The following is an 18,889-nucleotide window of genomic DNA, read 5'->3' on the forward strand; positions in this document are numbered from 1 at the left end:
CGGCCTTGTAAAGAAGAAGGCGTGAAGCCTACTCTTTTACCGATCCGATCGTCAGCCCCTGAATAAAATATTTCTGGAAAAACGGATAAGCGAGCGCAATCGGCAGCGTTGCCAGCACGACCATCGCCATACGCACCGTTTCTGTCGGAAGCGAGGCCGCAATATCATACGACACGACCTTGGAGCTGTTCTGAACGACAAAATCCATGTTGTTCTGAATGCGCATCAGCATCGTTTGAAGCGGAATCAGCGTCGGCTTGTCGATATAAAGCAGCGCATTGAACCAGTCGTTCCAGAACGCGAGTGTGCTGAACAAACCGATCGTCGCAATGCCCGGCAGTGAAATCGGCAGCACGATCCGCGTAAATACGCCGAATTCGGTCGCTCCGTCGATTTTGGCCGATTCTACAATAGCGTCCGGCACCGTCGTGGAGAAGAACGTCCGCATCACAAGAATGTAGAAAGCGTTCAGCACGGACGGCAGTATGAGCGCCCATATCGAATCGCGCAGATGGAGAAACTGGGTGACCACGATATACGAAGGCACCAGACCTCCCGAGAACAGCATCGTGAAAAAAGCGAGAAAGCTGAAAAATCTCCGCTGCTCGAAGCTTTTTCTCGATAAAGCGTACGCATACGTGGCGACGAGATACAGCGTCAGCAGTGTACCCAGCACCGTCACCAGAAGCGTGACGCCGAACGACTGGAGCAATTGCTGCCCCGAGTTCATCAGAAACCGGTACGAGGCTGTACTCAACCGGCTCGGCACCAGGCTGAAGCCTTCGATTGCGAGTGTTTTTTCGTCGGTGAACGAAATGATAATAATAAACAGAAACGGAAACACGCAGGACAAAGCGAACAAACCCACGCCGGTCGAGAATACGAAATTCCAGAAGGGAGAAATCGCGTTCAAATCTTTCGGCTTCCCGCCCTTCCGGGCTTGCGCCGTCGTTCCTGCCTTAACCGATCCGCTCAAGTCTGACATTGCTGGCACCCCCTAGCCGGATCTTTACCGCTTTTACGTTTAAAAAACGGCATATTCTTTTTCGATTTTCCGCACCGCATAATTGGCCGTCAGAACCAGAATCAGACCCACAACCGACTGATAAAGCCCGGAAGCCGTACTCATTCCCGTATCGCCCATAACCGTCAGTCCGCGGTAAACGAACGTGTCGATCACATCTGTAACCGGATACAAAGCACCCGAGTTTTTCGTTACCTGGAAGAACAAGCCGAAGTCTGAGCGGAAAATGCCGCCAAGCGCCAGCACGGTCAAAATAATCATCAGCGGTTTTAGCTGCGGAAGTGTTATGTACTTGATCTGCTGCCATTTGCTGGCTCCGTCGATCATGGCGGCTTCGTAATACGAGCGGTCGATACCCGCGATTGCGGCAAGATAGACGACGCTGCCGTAGCCGATGTTTTTCCAGATGCCCATAAAAATCAGAATGTACGGCCAATATTTCGGTTCGCTGTACCAGTTGACGGGATCGGCTCCGAAATACGCGAGAATCTGGTTGAACACGCCCTTTTCCATATTGAGAAAAATCAGCACGAAGTAACTGATAATAACCCAGGACAGGAAATAAGGCATAAACATGGCCGTCTGGTACACTTTGGTCAGCCGTTTGTTCAGCAGCTCGTTCATGACGACCGCGAAACCGACCGCACAGACCAGGCCCAAAAAAATCAAAGCCAGATTGTACAAAATCGTATTGCGTGTGATGATATACGCGTCGTTGGTGGAGAACAGGAACTCGAAGTTTTTGAGCCCTACCCATTCGCTGTTAAAAACGCTTGCAAAAAAGCCGTCCGGGTGAATACGAAAGTCTTTGAACGCCACGATCGTACCGAACATGGGCAGGTAGGCAAAAATAATAAACCAGATCGCTCCCGGCAGCACCAACAAGAGAAACGCCCGGTTTCTCACTAAACTTTTCACGATGCCAGGCACGGCGCTTTTCCCTCCTTTGCCTTTTCTTAGGTTGTCTTCTACGGTTGTTAATCCCCTATAATCAACAACAGCAGCTCGTGCGGGACTTTCCGTCTCGCTCCCGTTCTCATTATCTCCGCTGACCGCCTCCGCCGTATAGTTGAAAAATCTAATCCAAGATGGAGAAATTAAAGAAACCTTTGGCGATTTCATCAAAAAAAGCATGCGGATGAGGATGCACGCGCATGCTTTTTCCTATTTTTACCTTTTGGTATACATGGAACGGAGTTCCGTCGGCGATACGCCGGCGTATTTCTTGAACGTCCGGTAAAAATAGGACGAGTCCCAATAGCCGACCTCCTGGGCGATCTCGGCCGTCTTCCGGTCCGTATGGAGAAGAAGGTGCGTCGCCCGCTCCACCCGGTACTGGTTCACATAATCCGAGAAGCTGGTTCCGACCTCCTGCTGGAACAGCTGTCCGAGATAATTCGGGTGCATATGCAGCTTCTGGCCGAGCGTCTTCAGCGACAGCTCCCGGGAATAGTGCTCTTTTACCTGCTCCAGGATTGCCGCTACGTGAGGACTGTATTCGCGGGCCGAATCGGATCGGCTCTCCAGCATTGCGCCCGCGACCCGTTTGATCTGAGCGGCAAGTCCGCTCCGTGTTTGAATCCGGGAAAGGGCCGCGAAAATGTCGCTGTAGTCCGGCTGCTTCTCCATCTCCTTGACCGCCAGCATAAGCTGGATAGCCGAATTGAAATAAGGCTGCCTCGGTACAGGCCCGGCACTACCGCTCCGGACAAAGAACGAATCCGCAAATTCGCCGATTTCCTCCCGCCTGCCCTCAGCCAGCAGCTTGACGAACACGTCCATCGCAGGCTCGGGCGGAGCCGGAGACTCCCCCTCCGGAAAGGCGTAAGCTGCCAGGTCGTCAATCACTACGCCGGCGTGCTCGCTCATCAAGTGGTCCCCGAACCATTCCTGTACGGCACGGGCGCTGGCGGGATATCCCTGATACAGCTCTTCGGGCTGCCCGGCGGCGCACCAGACCCGAAACCCCGTAAAGCTTGCGATCCACTCCGACATTCTCCGCAAAGCCGGAAGCACTTTAACTTCGCTTCCGCTCAGAGCGAACAAGAGCGTAATTTCATCGCCGTCCCCCGGGAAGGCGATCACCTCACAGCTCTCCGGCAGCTCCTCCGTGCCGATCCGCTCGCATTCCTCGGCGAGGCCGGGGAGGCGGTAAAACTGGAAGGCGGGCTCGTTTTCCGTCACGATCCGCAGCGCCGCCGAGCGGTACACCTCGTGATCGATGGGAATGCCGAGCATTCTCGCCCGCTCCCTGAACTCTTTATTATCGATAGTTCCGTTCGCCCAGCGGTGTAAAATGTTGTTCCGCAGTATTTTCCAATCTTCGTCCAGGCGGAACCGGCTGATTTCTTCCCGTTCCCAGTCCCGTAAAATATGCTTGACCGTCGATTCCAGCTCGTCGATATTGATCGGCTTGAGCAGGTAATTTTCAATGCCAAGCAGGATGCCTTCCTTCACGTATTTGAATTCGTCATAGCCGCTCAAAATAATGAATTTGGTCCGCGGATTCAGCAGCTTGACCCGGCGCAGCAGCTCCAGGCCGGTCATTTCCGGCATCATAATATCCGTGATGAGCAGATCCACGGGTTCTTCTTTCAGCTTCTCCAGCGCTTCCAGACCGTTCCGGGCGGAGCCGGCGATTTGCAGGTCGAACTGCTCCCAGGGCAGCAGATTGTACAGCCCCTGGACGATTAGCGGCTCGTCGTCGGCAAAAAACAGTTTTCTCATGGCAGCATCTCCCCCTGTATCGCCGGAAGCGTCAACGTCACTTCGCAGCCTTGATCCGGGCCGCTGTCGACCGTGAGGCCAAATTCGCCGCCGTAGTGGGAGCGTATCCGCTCGTTAACGTTGACGAGGCCCAGCGAACCGCCGCCGAGCGCTTCCGGATCCGTCTTCCTCTCCAGCCGTTTGCGGATTTCGGCCAGCTTCTCCGGCGGCATTCCCTTGCCGTTGTCCGCCACCCGGACGACAATCGTCTCATCTTCGCGCACGATGCTTACCGTGATGCGGTTCGAATCCGATTCCGGCCGGAACCCGTGCACGAGATAGTTTTCGACCACCGGCTGAATGAGCAGCTTGACTACCTGGCAGTTGGCCGCGTTTTTATCCAAGTGCGTCTCGACGTTCAGCCTGTTTTCAAAACGGTACTGAAAAAGCTTCAAGTACATCCCGTTCATCTCCATTTCTTCCGCCAGAGTCACATTCGTCTGCTTGCGGATCATATCCCGGAACAGGGCGGCCAAAATATAGATCATCTGCCCCACATCCCTCGCCCCGGAAGTAATGGCCTTCATACGGATACTTTCCAGCGTGTTATACAGAAAATGAGGATTGATCTGCGCCTGCATCGCCACGAGTTCGGCATTCTTCTGCTTGATTTCCGAACGGTACACCTGATCGATGTACGTTTCGAGCCGGTCGCACATGTAGTTGAAATTTTGTGAAATATCCTGCAGCTCGTCCTCGCCGGCCAGCACGATGCGGGCGCTCAAATCGCCCTCTTGAAGGCGGCGGATATGCGTCACGATTTTACGGATCTTTTTGGAATACTGCCGGATAATCGTAAAGGTGAACATAAAGCTCACCGCAATGCACAGGGCGGTAATTCCGATCAGACTCAGACGGATCGTGTGCATACTTTGCTCGATCCGCGATTTCGGTATGATTCCGGCGATCGTCATCCCGGTATTGCCGATTGTCAGCACATTAACCTTGGACGGCTCTTCCAGCTCCACCCAGTCCTTCTGTTCCTGAAGACGATGCCAGTACGGATAGGTCTGCCCCTGATACCGGTTCTCGGAATCGTAAATAACTTGTCCGCCGGATGTCATGATCAGCATTTTAGCCCCGCGGTCCTTCAGCTTGCTCTCGACGAGCCGTTTGATCGTATCCGTATTGAGATCGAAAACAATGGCGCCGTATTTTTGAAGCGACACGGTATCTTTTAAAATATGAGTGTAGGAATAAACAGGCCCGCTGTCCTTCCGCGCCTCCCAGAGAACGGATTGTTTGTCTGTCAGACTGCCATTGATGATTGACTGCGGAATCGAACCAGCCGGGGCGGTCCTGCGGAATTTCCGACGGGTAATAAAACCGCTGGCTGACGGGATTCATGAAATAAAAAAAATGCTGCCCCTTGCTGTACAAAAGTATATTCGCGATGGAAGGCTCGTCTTTGAGAAACGACCGGAGCTGGCTGTCGAAATTTTTGGGCCCCGTCCCGCTGCTTTGGATATACTGGTTCAGCCGCCTTTTTAAATACTCCTCATATTCGTGCGACAAAAAATAAGTTAAGTCCTCGTTCACGGCCGCGTCCGTGTACAGCTGCTGAATGGCGGCATACATCCGTTCGTACAGCCCATTCAAGTTAACGCTTACAATATCCAGATCTTTAAGGACGCGGTCCGTCTGCTCCCGCACGCTGCGCTGCTCATAGTACTGATAAGCCAGGATGGACACGCCAAGAAACAGCAGCACCATGACAATCGAGTAAAAAAGAAGAATTTTGTTAAACATCCGTTTTTTCAGGTGAATCCGGTAAAACGTTTTTAAGCTCGGCATGAGGTCGGCACCGTCACTTTCGGTCAATTCGCGTATAAGCTTATCACCGAAGAGGGAAATTAGGCAATTGCATTCCCCTCACTCCGCGGACTATAATGGAGCTACCCTATAATCACCCGCAGCTTCATAAAGACAGGATTTTCCTCCTTTTCTCGCTCCCTAATCAGGTTCCAACAGGGGGTTTCTTCGACATGTTCCTCACCGAACACAAATTGCAGTCACGTATCCGTGAACTATCCGAGCTTCGCTACCGGGATAAACAGCCCATTCCGTCTTTTCTTTCTCTGGAAGACCAACGCAAAGAAATCAATCCGAGCCTTCCCGCTCCCACCGGGGACTGGAAGACGATGAACGTCGGAAATACGTGGAAAGGCCGCGATCTTTATTTGTGGCTGTCCGCTGAAATACATATTCCTGAGGATTGGTCCGGAAGACGTATTCTCGGCCGCTTTGATTTCGGCGATACGGGCGGCGGCAACAACTCGGGATTCGAGTCGTTGTTTTACTGGAACGGCAAGCCGTATCAAGGCGTCGATTCCAATCACAAGGAAGTGTTCCTTCCGGATGATGCCGCAGGTACGTCCCGTGCCCTTCTGTTCCGTCTCTGGTCGGGACTGGAAGGGGGCGGGCAGCCCCAGGACCAGACGCACGCGATCCGTCAGGCTGAATTGTGCTGGCTGGACGAGGCCGCGGACGACCTGTACTTTACCGCGCAGGCGGCGCTGGACACCGTCCGGATTCTGGATAGCAATGCCCCCGAGAGGACGGCGCTGCTTCATGCTCTGAATCAGTCGTTCAAGCTGATCGACTGGACCGATCCCGGCTCCGGAGACTTTTACACGTCGGTCAATGCCGCAAGAGCCGAACTGAATTCCCGCATCGAGGGGATGGACAAAAGATCCGACGTCACCGTGACCTGTGTCGGGCATACGCACATCGACGTGGCCTGGCTGTGGCGGCTCAAACATACCCGGGAGAAATGCGCCCGTTCTTTCTCCACCGTGATGAGGCTCATGGAGCTGTTCCCGGACTACACCTTCCTTCAGACGCAGCCTCAGCTGTACGAATACGTGAAGCAGGACTATCCCGAGTTGTATGAGGCGATCAAAGAGCGCGCGGCGGAAGGCCGCTGGGAAGCGGGCGGAGGCATGTGGCTGGAAGCCGACTGCAACCTCACTTCCGGCGAATCGCTTGTCCGCCAGCTCTTGATCGGCACCCGCTTCCTGGCGGACGAGTTCGGTACGGAGTGCAAATATTTGTGGCTTCCGGACGTTTTCGGCTACAGCTGGTCCCTGCCGCAGATTTTGAAGAAATCCGGCATTCACACGTTTATGACGACGAAAATCAGCTGGAACCAGTACAACCGGATGCCGTTCGATACGTTCCATTGGCGCGGGATCGACGGTTCCGAGGTGCTCACTCACTTCATTACGACACCGGAGCCCTGGTCCGGGCCCGACTCCTGGTTCTATACGTACAACGGCCAGATCATCCCGAAAACCGTAAAAGGAATCTGGGACGGCTACCGCGATAAGGAAATGAACCGGGGAGCTGCTGCTCTCCTACGGCTACGGGGACGGAGGCGGCGGTGTCAACCGCGACATGCTGGAGATGCGCCGCAGATTGAACAGCCTGCCCGGTCTGCCTAACGTGGAAACGGGGCGCGCCGACGCCTATTTCGAACGGCTGCAGGAAACCGTGGCGGAGACAGACGCGTATGTACACACGTGGGACGGGGAGCTGTACCTGGAATATCACCGGGGCACTTACACAAGCCAGGCTTACAACAAGCGGATGAACCGCAAGCTGGAGCTCGCCTACCGCGAAGCGGAATGGCTTAATACCATGCAGAGCGTTCTGCATAACGATTGGAGCCTGTACAAAGGCAAGGAACTGACCGAAGGCTGGAAAATCATTCTTCGCAACCAGTTCCATGACATCATCCCCGGATCTTCCATCCGTGAAGTGTACGAGGACAGCGTTATCGAGTACGAAGAAGCGGAAGCGATCGGCCGTGCCGTCGATTCGCAAGCGGTCGAAGCGATTGCCTCGGGCAATAATCTTTCCGGTGCAGACGGCTACACCGTTTGGAACTCGTCGCCGTGGACGGTAACGGAGCTTGTGTCGATTGCGGCCCCGCAGCCGGAAAAATCCGGGCAGTGGTTTGACCACCAGGGCAATGCGCTCGGGGCGCAGCTTCACGATAATGTGTGGACCGTTGAAGTGGAGAACATTCCGCCGATGGGCTATACCACTATTAAGTTTGCGGCCGGATCGGAACGTGAACGTTCACCGCTTCCTTTCGTTTGGAAGCCGGACGGAATGGAGACGCCGTTTTATGTGCTGGAATGGAACGCACAGGGCCAATTGATACGGATCTATGACAAAAAACAGCGGCGTGAAGTGCTGGCTCCCGGCGCAAGGGGCAACGTACTTCAGCTTTTCGAGGACAAGCCGCTCGCTCACGAGGCGTGGGATATCGATCTTTTTTACCAGGAAAATATGAGGGAAATTGTGGACTTCAAGGGCGCCGAGCTGATCGAAGAAGGACCGCTGCGGGCCGTGATCCGCTTCAAGTGGGTGTACCGGAACTCGTCCGTCAGCCAGGATCTGGTGGTGTACGCCGGCCACCCGCGCATTGATTTTGTGACGGAAGCCGACTGGCACGAGCAGAAGCAGCTGCTGAAAGCGGCTTTCCCTGTCGATATCCGGACAACGGAAGCGACCTTCGACATCCAGTTCGGCAATGTGAAACGGCCGAATCACTGGAACACGAGCTGGGACTGGGCGCGGTTCGAGACCGTCGGACACCAGTGGGCCGATCTTTCGGACCGGGGCTACGGCGTCAGCCTGCTCAACGACTGCAAGTACGGATATGACATTAAGGGCAACGTGATGCGTCTCACCTTGATCAAATGCGCGACCCACCCGGATACCCATGCGGACCAGGGGCATCATGCGTTTACCTATTCCCTGCTTCCCCACCGGGGAGATTGGCTGCAGGGCGGAACCGTGAAAGAAGCGTGGATGCTGAACAGCCCGCTGCGTGCTTCGGAGGGAACCGCCGCGATACCGTCCCGCTCCATGTTCACGTTGTCGGGGGACACCGCGATGATCTCCGCCGTCAAGAAAGCCGAAGATTCCGGCAAAGTCATCGTGCGTGTTCACGACTATTCCGGCAGCCGCAATATGCTGGAGATGACGAGCGACTTCCGCATCGTTGCCTGGCGGGAGACGAACTTGATGGAGAAGCCCGAAGGGCCTCTCGTCCATGACGGAACGATTTCGTTCGTGCTCCAGCCTTATGAGATCAAAACGTTCGAGATCGACCTCGAAGCGTAAACGCCCCGGCGTGAAACCCGGCGTGAAACCAAAAAAGCTTGCCCAGCCATACGGCGGGGAAGCTTTTTTGTGCTGCGGCGGTACCGCAGGATGAGGAAAACGCGGCTCTATTCCGCTTGCCCCCGGAGCGGCAGCCAATCCAGAACCCGGCCGATCTGCTGGTCCCAGTAACTCCAATCGTGGATTCTCCCTTCTTCCTCTTCATATAGGAGGGGAATGTTCAGAGCGCGCACGTAATCGCGGAAGGCGATATTTTCCTCGTACAGAAAATCGTCCGTCCCGCAGCACTGGTAAAGCGCCGGCAGCTCCAGCCTCTTCTCCGCCGCATGGCGGGCCAGCTCGAACAGATCGCTTGCTTTCAGCAGCTCCGGGTTATTCCCGAAAACGAGCCGGAAATCCTTCGGAAACCGCTGTTCGATCTCGCTCACCCGCGTAACCCCCGACAAGCTGGCGGCGGCCGCGAACTGTTCCGGCTTTTTCAGCGCCCACTTCAAAGCCCCGTAGCCTCCCATCGACAAACCGGCCACGAAGTTGTCCTCCCGGCGGTCCGATAACGGAAAGAAGGAACGGCATAGCTGCGGAAGCTCCTCGGACAGAAACGTCCAGTAATCGTACCCGTTCTCCATGTCCGTATAAAAGCTGCGCGCCGCATTCGGCATGACGACGGCCAGCCCGAGAGGAGCGGCATAACGCTCGATAGCGGTTCTCCGCATCCAGATCGAATCGTCGTCCGACAACCCGTGCAGCAGATACAAAGTCGGGTGCTTGAGGCTCCCCGCGCTGCCCTCCAGCCCGATTTGGCCGGTCGTCCGTTGAGGCAGAATCACTTGAACAGAAGTTGACATGCCGAGTACTTCGGAATAAAAATCACATTGGATGAAAGCCATGCCGCACATCTCCTAAATGTTTATATTTACCTGCGGTAAAATAACCGTTGACTTCAAAAAAACCTTAGGTTATACTCGGAATTGTCGTTTTACCGTCTAATTTCGGACAACCTCATACTATACCGATTCTTATCAAGAGTGGCGGAGGGACAAGGCCCTGCGAAGCCCGGCAACCGATCGCAGCAATATGCGCGATGACAATGGTGCCAATTCCTTCAGGATCCAGGCGGATTCTGGCAGATGAGAAGGTCGTTTTCGATACCGGAAAAGCCCTTTTTGTCTTTACAAAACGGGCTTTTTCTTATTTTTCAAGCAAAGAAGGTGAAGCAATGATTGAGATCAGGAAGCTGCGCAAGCAATACGGCAGCGGATCCCGCACAACACACGCTCTGAAAGAAATTAATCTCACGATCGATAAAGGCGAGATTTACGGCATTATCGGCCACTCGGGCGCCGGCAAAAGCACCCTGCTCCGGACGATCAATCTCCTGGAGCGCCCGACGGAGGGCAGCGTCATCGTAGACGGCGTCGACCTGACGGCCCTCAGCACCAAGAAGCTTCAAGATCAGCGCCGCCGGATCGGCATGATCTTTCAGCATTTCAATCTCCTCTCCTCCGCCACGGTGGAAGAGAACATCGCGTTCCCGCTTCGCCTGGCCGGTACGGCCAAGTCGGAAGCGAAGCGCCGCGTCAGCGAGCTCCTCGCCCTGGTGGGGCTGACCGAGCATGGCAAGAAATACCCGGCCCAACTGTCCGGGGGCCAGAAACAGCGTGTCGGCATCGCGCGGGCGCTTGCGACGAATCCGCACGTCCTGCTGTGCGACGAAGCAACCTCCGCACTCGACCCGCAGACGACGAATTCCATTCTCAATCTGCTGCTGGATATCAACCGCAAGCTGAAGATCACCATCGTGCTCATTACGCACGAAATGCAGGTTATCCGCTCCATCTGCGACCGCGTCGCCGTCATTCATGAGGGCCAGATCGTGGAACAGGGGCCTGTGGCGGAAGTATTCCTGAAGCCGCGGCACGACGTAACCCGCCAGTTCATCGAACAGGTTGCGGATTCGGTTGATATCGACAAGCCGGACGCGGACGGAATTCCCGCCCAGGACGGCACGGTGCTGAAAATCACCTTTCTCGGTGAAACTACGTACGAGCCGATTTTATCCAGAACCGTCCAGCAGACAGGCGTGACCTTCTCCATCCTGCAGGGAACCATTTCCCGGATGAAAAACACGCCTTACGGCCAGCTCGTCGTCCGTCTGCAAGGGCCGCGGGATGCGGCGGAGAATACGATCCGCCTACTGCGCGAGCACGGCCTGGATGTGGAGGTGTATTCGAATGGATTGGTCTAAAATCGATTGGAGTGAGATCGGCACCGCGACGAACGACACGATGATGATGCTCGGCCTCTCGGCCTTGTTCACGTTTGTGATCGGGCTGCCGATCGGCGTGCTGCTCTATCTGACTTCGAAAGGAAGTCTGCTGGAAAACCGCACGTTCAATATCGTCATTTCGTTTATCGTGAACGTGCTGCGTTCCTTCCCTTTCATCATCCTGATGATCGCCGCGATCCCGCTGACGAAGCTTCTCGTCGGCACCTCCATCGGCGTCAAGGGAACGATTCCGCCGCTCGTCATCGCGGCCGCGCCTTTCTTCGCCCGTCTAGTCGAGACGGCTCTGCGCGAAGTAGACCGCGGCATTATCGAAGCCGCCCAGTCCATGGGCGCGGGACGGTTCCAGATCGTCCGCCGCGTTCTGCTGCCGGAAGCTCTTCCCGGTCTCATCGCCGGCATTACGATCACCACCGTTACGCTCGTATCCTACACGGCGATGTCCGGTATGGTCGGCGGCGGCGGCCTCGGTGACCTGGCGATCCGCTACGGTTACCAGCGTTTCCAGACGGAAGTCATGATCGCAACCGTCGTTATTTTGCTTATTCTCGTGCAAATTTTGCAGATGATCGGAGACCGTCTCGTTCTCTATTTCACGCGCAAATGATGCGATAGATAACCCAAATCCAAGGAGGAAACCCTGATGAAAAAACGTTCCCTGCTCGTCTTGTTTCTAATCGTCGCACTGACGGCTCTTGCAGCCTGCGGCAAACAAAAAGCCGAACCTTCGGCTACGGCTACACCGGCTTCCGGCGCAGGCACAGGCGAGAAAGCCGCCGTTACGCTGAAAATCGGCGCCACTGCCGTACCGCATGCCGAAATTCTGGAGTCCGTTAAAGACAAACTGAAAGCGGAAGGCGTTACCCTCGACATTAAAGTGTTCACGGACTATGTTCTTCCGAACACGCAGCTTAACGAGAAGCAACTCGATGCCAACTTCTTCCAGCATGTTCCTTACATGGAAGAGTTCAACAAAAGCAAAGGCGCTAAACTTGTCAGCGTAGGCACCGTTCATATCGAACCGTTCGGCGGCTACTCCCGTAAAGTGAAAGCGATCGGCGAACTGAAAGACGGCGCGACGATTGCCATTCCTAACGATCCTTCCAACGGCGGACGCGCTCTCGCCCTTCTGGAAAAGAACGGCCTGATCAAGTTGAAAGAAGGCGTCGGCATTGCCGGAACCGCAAAAGATATCGTAGAAAACAAAAAGAATTTCAAAATCAAAGAACTTGAAGCGGCTATGCTTCCGCGTGTTCTGGACGAAGTCGATCTTGCGCTGATCAATACGAACTATGCGCTTGAAGCGAAGCTGGTACCTGCCAAGGACGCTCTTTTCGTAGAAGACAAAGAATCCCCGTATGCCAACATTGTCGCCGCTCGCGAAGACAATGCAAAATCCGAAGCGGTTCAGAAGCTGATCAAAGCTCTGCAAACGCCTGAAGTGAAGAAATTCATCGAAGACAAATACCAAGGCTCCGTCCTGCCTGCGTTCTAAGAACGACGAACAGGAACGAAAAACCTTTCCGCCGGATAACCGGCCGGAAAGGTTTTTTTATTAGCATCTTGCGGCTTAGCGATAAGCTTTAATAAATTCGACGGCCTTGCGGATATCTTCCGCAGGATCGTCACCGACTTCGCGCTCAATCGTCAGGTAGCCCTGATAACCGATTTCCTGAAGCGCCTGGAAGTAGCGGTCGAAGTCAACCTTGCCTTCTCCGAGCGGCAGCTCCTCGAACAGCTCGCCCTCGCGGAGCATTTCGGCAATGCGCTCGTGTGCCATAGGCTCGAAACCTACCGCTCCGTACAAGATGCGCGGATCGAATTCTTTATGGCGCAGACCGTCTTTTACGTGCGTGTGCACGATGTAGTCTTTTAGCGTATAGACGCCCTGCACCGGGTCGTCGCCCGTTACCATAATCATGTTGGCCGGGTCGAAGTTGACGGATACTCCGTTCGTGCTGAGGGTGTCCAGAAAGCTCTTCAGGTGAGCGGCCGGCTCAGGACCGGTTTCGATCGCGAAGTACGCGTCCACGCTCTTGGCGTATTGGCCCAGTTCTTCACACGCTTCCTGCATCGCTTCGTAAACGTCGTCCTTCTCGGACGGAACGATCCCGATGTGAGTCGTCACGATATTGGTGCCGAGTTCCAGAGCCAGGTCCAGAACACGTTTCGATTTCTCGATTTTTTCTTTGTTTTCGGCCCGGACTTGGAAGCCGTGACCCCCGAAGTCGCCTACGAGCGCCGAAACCTGCAGCCCTAGCGAATCGATATAAGCTTTAAGCTCCTTGCGCTGCGCGGCGTTCAGGTTGTCCGGGTACATCTCGCCCTTAACGGCATAAATCTGTACGCCATCGGCGCCGACATCCTTCGCTTTCTGCAGGCCTTCGCGGACGGGAAGCCCAAAGCTGTCTACGATAACCCCGATCGGGTTCGGAACGCGGATACTCATAATAGTGGAGTTCTCCCCTCGATTATAATCAGTTCACTTGAACTTCTTTGCCGGCTGCGCTGGATTCATAAATTCCGCAAAGAATTTTCATCAATTCCAGACCGTCTTCCACAGGCGAAATCGTTTCATGCTTGCCCAGGCAGCAATCCACGAAATGCTCGATTTCGCGGCGGAAGCCCGCTTCGAAGTCGAACGTCAGATGATCGATCTGAGGCGTCGCATTCAGAATGGTATTGTGCTTCTCGGTCACGAGCATCAGTTCCGGCTCGATCTCGGCCCCGCCCTGGTCACCGAACAATTTGACGGAAATCTCGTCTTTCTTCGCATGCAGCGTGAAGCTGGCTTCAACGGACAGCGCCGCACCGTTTTCGAAACGGATCAGGGCGGAAGCCATATCTTCGACCGTATTTTTTGCCGCATCATAATCCGCGGCTTTATAGAAACTCAAATTCTCGATATGTGAACGGTTGCCTAACTTGTCATATGTAACGGCGGAAACGGATTTCACCTTCGGTTTGCCCATCAGGTACCAGCACAGGTCGATCACATGAACGCCGATGTCGATAACCGGGCCGCCGCCGGAACGCTCCACGTCCGAAAACCATCCGCCGGGATTGCCCAGACGTCTCAGCACGGTAGCTTTGGCATAATAAACCGAACCGATCTCGCCGGAATCGATAAAGCGTTTCGCAACCTTCGTGTTCGTGCCGAAGCGGCGTACGAAACCGACCTGCAGCACTTTGCCCGACTTGCGGACGGCTTCCTGCACGGCATGCGCTTCTTCTACGGTCTTGCACAGCGGTTTCTCGACGAGCACGTGCTTGCCCGCTTCAACGGCCGCTTTGCTGATCTCCGCGTGCGTATTGTTCCAGGTGCAGATGCTGACGGCATCGATTTCGGGATCGGCCAGAAGTTGTTTGTAATCGGTAAACGTTTTCACAGCACCGTATTGTTTAGCCTTCTCTTTGGCCCGCTCTTCGTTCAAATCGCAAACGGCATGAATTTCAACTTGCGCATTTTTGGCGTATGCGCCGAAATGCAGTTCGGAAATCGAGCCGGCGCCAATAACGCCGATTTTAAGTTTTGACATGCTTCTCCTTCTCCTCCACATCTATAAGGTTGAATCTATTCCATTCTTACATGAAAAGGAAGCGTCTTCAAGCTTATTTGAAGAAGTGGTGAACACTTTTTTAATTCTATTGATTAAATATATTTATCGAACATCAAAATAATAGTTATTTAAACCAAAAAAGCATAACGGAATTTTCCGTCATGCTTTTATTTTATAGAAATTTTCACCATCTAAATACGGGGCACGTTTTATGCCTTAAAAACTTCCTGCTGGAAAGCGGCGATCGCCGAGTATTCCTCCTCCAGCTTCCGTGACAGGCCGATGAAAATCGGGAGAAGCTTGTGATAGACGCGGGCGTTGGCTTTGTCAGGCTCATGCTTATGCGTTGCCCCGATCATTCCGGAAACGACGCCGAGCGAATCGGCCCGGCCCGTCGCATACAAGCCCAGCACGGCCGCTCCCAGGCAGGAGCTCTCGATGCTTTCGGGAATGATGACTTCCTGATCGAAAATGTCGGCCATCATCTGCCTCCAGAGAGCCGAACGCGCAAACCCGCCTGTAGCGTGTATTCTCGCCGGCCGTCCGATTTTCTCTTCCATGGCAAGCAGCACCGTGTACAGGTTGAAAATGACTCCTTCCAGCACCGCTCGGATCATATGCTCTTTTTTGTGATGCAGAGTCAAGCCGAAGAAAGATCCGCGCGCGTCCGGATTCCACAGGGGAGCCCTCTCCCCGCTTAAGTAAGGATGGAAAAGCAGCCCGTCGGAACCGGGGCGAACCTGCCCCGCGATCTGGGTCAGCAGATCGTAGGAGTCGATGCCGAGCCGTTTGGCGGCTTCCACTTCCGAAGCGGCCAGCTCGTCGCGCACCCAGCGGAACAGCATGCCCCCGTTGTTGACCGGCCCCCCGATCACCCAGTACGATTCCGTCAGCGCATAGCAGAATATGCGCCCTTTCGGATCGGTTACGGGCCGGTCCACGACCGTGCGGATGGCCCCGCTGGTCCCGATTGTCGCGGCGACGACGCCGGGCTCTATCGCGTTCACGCCGAGGTTGGACAGAACGCCGTCGCTCGCTCCGACGACAAACGGCGTAGACGGCGCAAGCCCCATCTCGGCCGCGTATGACGCGTTCAAGCCTTCGACGACGTGAGTCGTCGGTACGGGCCTGGACAGCCTGTCGGGAGTAATCCCGGCAAGCTCAAGCGCCTGCGGGTCCCAGTCCAGTGCCTGCAGGTTGAAAAGGCCCGTCGACGAAGCGACGGAATGATCGACGATATACGTCCCGAAGAGCTTGGCAAATACATATTCTTTGATCGAAATGAATTTGGCCGTTTGGCCGAAAATCCCGGGATGATCGCGACGGAGCCACATCAGCTTGGTCAGCGGCGACATCGGATGGACCGGCGTTCCCGTGCGCAGGTAGAGCTCGTGGCCGCCCAGGTCTTTTTTGAGCCGCTCCGACCACTCCGCGCTCCGGTTATCCGCCCAGGTCAAGCAGCGCATCAGCGGTTTTCCGTCCTCATCTACAGGAAGCACGCTGTGCATGGCGGAGCTGAAAGAAACGAAAAGAACCTCGCCCGGCAGTATGCGTGCTTGGTCCATGACGCCTCTAACCGATTTCAGAACGGCCTGGAAAATCTCTTCCGGGTCCTGTTCGGCTGTTGATGAGGTCGGGGTATACAAAGGATAGCCGCCGCCCGCTTTGGCGGCGACCTTTCCGTTTTCCTCGAAAAGCACCGCTTTAGTGCTCGTTGTACCGATATCGACTCCGATCATATAGCGGGTCATGCTGTTCATTTCCTACTCCTTCTTTCTCTGTTAAGACTGACGGCCCGGACGTTGGTGCCTGTCCGGGCTGTCTGCGGAACGTTTTTTAAACAAAAACACTCAGAATCATAATAAAGGCCAAACCGATTACCGACAGCAGGGTTTCCATGACCGTCCATGATTTTAAAGTCTGCGGAACGGACAGGTTGAAAAATTCCTTCACCATCCAGAAACCGGCGTCGTTTACGTGGGAGAGGACGATGGAACCCGCGCCCGTCGCAAGAACGACAAGTTCCAGGTTTGCGCCCGGCGTCAGCGCGAGCACCGGCGCAACAATGCCGGCTGCGGTCGTCATCGCTACCGTTGCGGAGCCGGTGGCCACCCGGATAAGCGCGGCAACGAGCCAGGCAAACAGGATTACGTTTACGTTAGCCTGCGTGGCGAATTCGGCGATTGCCGCTCCCACGCCGCTGCTGATCAGAACCTGTTTGAACGCGCCGCCCCCGCCGATGATCAGAATAATGGTCGCCGTAGGCGCCAGACATTCGCTGGTAAAGCGGGAGATGTCTTCTTTTTTGAAGCCGCGGGCAAAGCCGAGCGAGAAGAACGAAAACACGACGGCGATCAAGAGCGCGATAATTTCATGCCCGATGAATTCGGAGAAAACAGTCAGGCTGCTCGTGCCTTTCGGATCGACAATGTTGGCAACGGAACCGATCAGCATAAGAATGACCGGCAGGAGAATCGTAAACAGCGTAATGCCAAAACCGGGCAAGTTCCGGTTTTCGCTTACGGCAAATTGTTCGGCCAATTTGGCCGGCGGTTCCGCCTGAATTCTTTTCCCGATAAATTTACCGAACAAAGGTCCGGCAATAATCGCCGTCGGCAGTCCGATCAGCAGCGAGTAAAGAATCGTTTTGCCCAAATCCGCCTTGTACGCATCAATGGCGATCATCGGCGCCGGATGAGGAGGCACAAGGCCGTGAACCGTCGAAAGACCGGCGAGAATCGGAATCCCGATTTGCAAAAGCGGCATTTTCGTTTTGCGTGCTACCGTAAAGACGATCGGAATGAGCAGAATCAGACCCACTTCGAAAAACACGGGAATCCCCACGATAAAGCCGACGACCATCATCGCCCAGTGAACACGTTTTTCACCGAACCGGTCGACCAGAGTTGTAGCGATTTTTTCGGCGCCGCCGGATTCCGCCATCATTTTGCCGAGCATGGTGCCCAGTGCGATGACGATCGCGATCGTGCCAAGCGTGCCGCCCAGCCCTCCGGTGACCGCCTTAATGACGTCCTGAGCTTTCATTCCGGACAGAAGGCCGAGCATAAGCGCCGATATAATGAGGGTAACGAACGGATTCCATTTGAATTTAGCGATAAACACCACTAAAAAAACGATCGAAATCAGAGTCCAGACTAATAGAGTGACGGAATGACTAAGTCCGAAAATGCTGTTCATGACTGACCTCCAGATGTATAATTCAAAAATTTCCCGCTTAATTTATTAGCGCTTTCATTGGGTCTTCGCAGAGTTTATGAAGTTGTATACCTGTCGACAAGTTTATTGTGCGCAAGCGCCGTTTTACCGGTCGCTTACCTCTTTACCCGCCTATCAGGAAGGTAAACTCGTTTCAAGAGTTTGCCGGGAATCGGCGAAATAATTGCGGACCACTTGCCCGATAACAGCGGGATCGTGGGTTTCGAGACCCCGTACGATAGCGCGGTGTTTCTCGATAACTTCCAGGAGCTTGTCTTCTCCCTGCGAAAAAATTTCATCCGTTGTAATCAGCAAAACCGTGATGACGATCTGCCGGATGCTGGTCCACAAATGCAGCACTCTTTTATGACGGGCCGCTTCGATAATCGTCTCGTGAAACGTGATGTCCTGAAAGGCGAAGTCCTCCGGATCGCCATGCTTCACAGCCAGCTCCATCCTGTCGATAATCTGGTTCAGTTTACCGATCAGAGAAGCCTGATTGGCTTTGGCAAGCCGGTCCTGTACGAAACTTTCAATAATAAAACGGACATCGTATAACTCCTGCACATCTGTCTGGCTCAGCCCCAGTACGACGGCCCCCATACGTTCCAGACGGATGAGACCTTCGTTGGATAACGCTTTCAGAGCCTCCCGGACAGGCGAACGGCTTGTGCCGAAGTCGGATGCGACGCGGTTTTCGGAAATCACTTCACCGGGCTTAATACTCCCGCTAATAATTTGCAGTCTTAATTCGCTGGCGATCGACTCTCCCAATGAAACGCCTCTGAGCCACGCGGACGGATAACGCATAATGTACAACTCTCCTTACCGATGTGCTGAACGTACGCCGACCTTGTCCGGCGGTTGAAAAGCTGTCCCGTCAGGGAACCGCTCCTCCCGCCT

Annotated in this window: 14 protein-coding genes, 1 pseudogene and 1 riboswitch; of the genes and pseudogenes, 4 read left to right on the forward strand and 11 right to left on the reverse strand. The window is 54.6% G+C overall.

Annotation, left to right across the window (positions count from 1 at the left end; genetic code table 11):
- Positions 1-28: 28 nt before the first annotated feature.
- The 5 genes from ABC395_RS15705 to ABC395_RS15725 form a co-directional block, all read right to left on the reverse strand.
- Complete coding sequence (locus ABC395_RS15705; protein ID WP_413004521.1) at positions 29-985, reverse strand: carbohydrate ABC transporter permease; 957 nt, start codon at positions 983-985, stop codon at positions 29-31.
- A 39-nt stretch (positions 986-1,024) separates the two neighbouring features.
- Positions 1,025-1,954: an ABC transporter permease gene (locus ABC395_RS15710; protein ID WP_413004523.1), complete on the reverse strand. Its 930-nt coding sequence runs from the start codon at positions 1,952-1,954 to the stop codon at positions 1,025-1,027.
- 240 nt (positions 1,955-2,194) lie between these two features.
- Entirely contained in the window at positions 2,195-3,751 is a 1,557-nt protein-coding gene (locus ABC395_RS15715; RefSeq protein WP_413004525.1) for a helix-turn-helix domain-containing protein, read from the reverse strand.
- Positions 3,748-4,959, reverse strand: coding sequence for a sensor histidine kinase (locus ABC395_RS15720; protein ID WP_413004526.1), 1,212 nt, complete (start codon positions 4,957-4,959; stop codon positions 3,748-3,750). The genes ABC395_RS15715 and ABC395_RS15720 overlap by 4 nt, the downstream gene beginning before the upstream one ends.
- On the reverse strand, positions 4,865-5,584 hold the full coding sequence (locus ABC395_RS15725; RefSeq protein ID WP_413004528.1) for a hypothetical protein: 720 nt from the start codon (positions 5,582-5,584) through the stop codon (positions 4,865-4,867). Before ABC395_RS15725 ends, ABC395_RS15720 begins: the two co-directional genes overlap by 95 nt.
- 191 nt (positions 5,585-5,775) lie before the next feature.
- Here ABC395_RS15725 and ABC395_RS15730 point away from each other — a divergent pair.
- A pseudogene (locus tag ABC395_RS15730) lies at positions 5,776-8,926 on the forward strand (alpha-mannosidase).
- 107 nt (positions 8,927-9,033) lie between these two features.
- Here the strand turns inward: ABC395_RS15730 and ABC395_RS15735 are convergent.
- Positions 9,034-9,813 carry an alpha/beta hydrolase gene (locus ABC395_RS15735; protein WP_413004530.1) on the reverse strand — a complete coding sequence of 260 codons (780 nt, stop codon included), beginning with the start codon at positions 9,811-9,813 and terminating at the stop codon, positions 9,034-9,036.
- A gap of 126 nt (positions 9,814-9,939) precedes the next feature.
- Positions 9,940-10,060: riboswitch (SAM riboswitch) on the forward strand.
- Positions 10,061-10,142: 82 nt separating this feature from the next.
- Here ABC395_RS15735 and ABC395_RS15740 point away from each other — a divergent pair.
- From ABC395_RS15740 to ABC395_RS15750, 3 genes are read left to right on the forward strand one after another with little or no spacing between them, the layout of a single operon-like run.
- Positions 10,143-11,171: a methionine ABC transporter ATP-binding protein gene (locus ABC395_RS15740; protein WP_413004532.1), complete on the forward strand. Its 1,029-nt coding sequence runs from the start codon at positions 10,143-10,145 to the stop codon at positions 11,169-11,171.
- Entirely contained in the window at positions 11,158-11,817 is a 660-nt protein-coding gene (locus tag ABC395_RS15745; RefSeq protein WP_103993965.1) for a methionine ABC transporter permease, read from the forward strand. Before ABC395_RS15740 ends, ABC395_RS15745 begins: the two co-directional genes overlap by 14 nt.
- Positions 11,818-11,853: 36 nt before the next feature.
- Positions 11,854-12,705, forward strand: coding sequence for a MetQ/NlpA family ABC transporter substrate-binding protein (locus ABC395_RS15750; RefSeq protein ID WP_413004535.1), 852 nt, complete (start codon positions 11,854-11,856; stop codon positions 12,703-12,705).
- Positions 12,706-12,780: 75 nt separating this feature from the next.
- Here ABC395_RS15750 and ABC395_RS15755 read toward each other — a convergent pair whose 3' ends face one another.
- The 5 genes from ABC395_RS15755 to ABC395_RS15775 form a co-directional block, all read right to left on the reverse strand.
- Positions 12,781-13,659, reverse strand: a complete 879-nt coding sequence (locus ABC395_RS15755) for a sugar phosphate isomerase/epimerase family protein (protein ID WP_413004537.1) — start codon at positions 13,657-13,659, stop codon at positions 12,781-12,783.
- Between the two features lie 28 nt (positions 13,660-13,687).
- On the reverse strand, positions 13,688-14,749 hold the full coding sequence (locus ABC395_RS15760) for a Gfo/Idh/MocA family protein (protein WP_413004538.1): 1,062 nt from the start codon (positions 14,747-14,749) through the stop codon (positions 13,688-13,690).
- Positions 14,750-14,979: 230 nt separating this feature from the next.
- Positions 14,980-16,530: a gluconokinase gene (gene gntK / locus ABC395_RS15765; RefSeq protein WP_413004540.1), complete on the reverse strand. Its 1,551-nt coding sequence runs from the start codon at positions 16,528-16,530 to the stop codon at positions 14,980-14,982.
- Between the two features lie 76 nt (positions 16,531-16,606).
- Positions 16,607-17,968, reverse strand: coding sequence for a GntP family permease (locus tag ABC395_RS15770; protein WP_103993960.1), 1,362 nt, complete (start codon positions 17,966-17,968; stop codon positions 16,607-16,609).
- A gap of 153 nt (positions 17,969-18,121) precedes the next feature.
- Positions 18,122-18,796: a GntR family transcriptional regulator gene (locus ABC395_RS15775; protein ID WP_103993959.1), complete on the reverse strand. Its 675-nt coding sequence runs from the start codon at positions 18,794-18,796 to the stop codon at positions 18,122-18,124.
- Positions 18,797-18,889: the final 93 nt, after the last annotated feature.

The organism is Paenibacillus canaveralius, assembly GCF_047238265.1.
In the GTDB taxonomy this organism is placed as follows: Bacteria; Bacillota; Bacilli; order Paenibacillales; family NBRC-103111; genus Paenibacillus_F.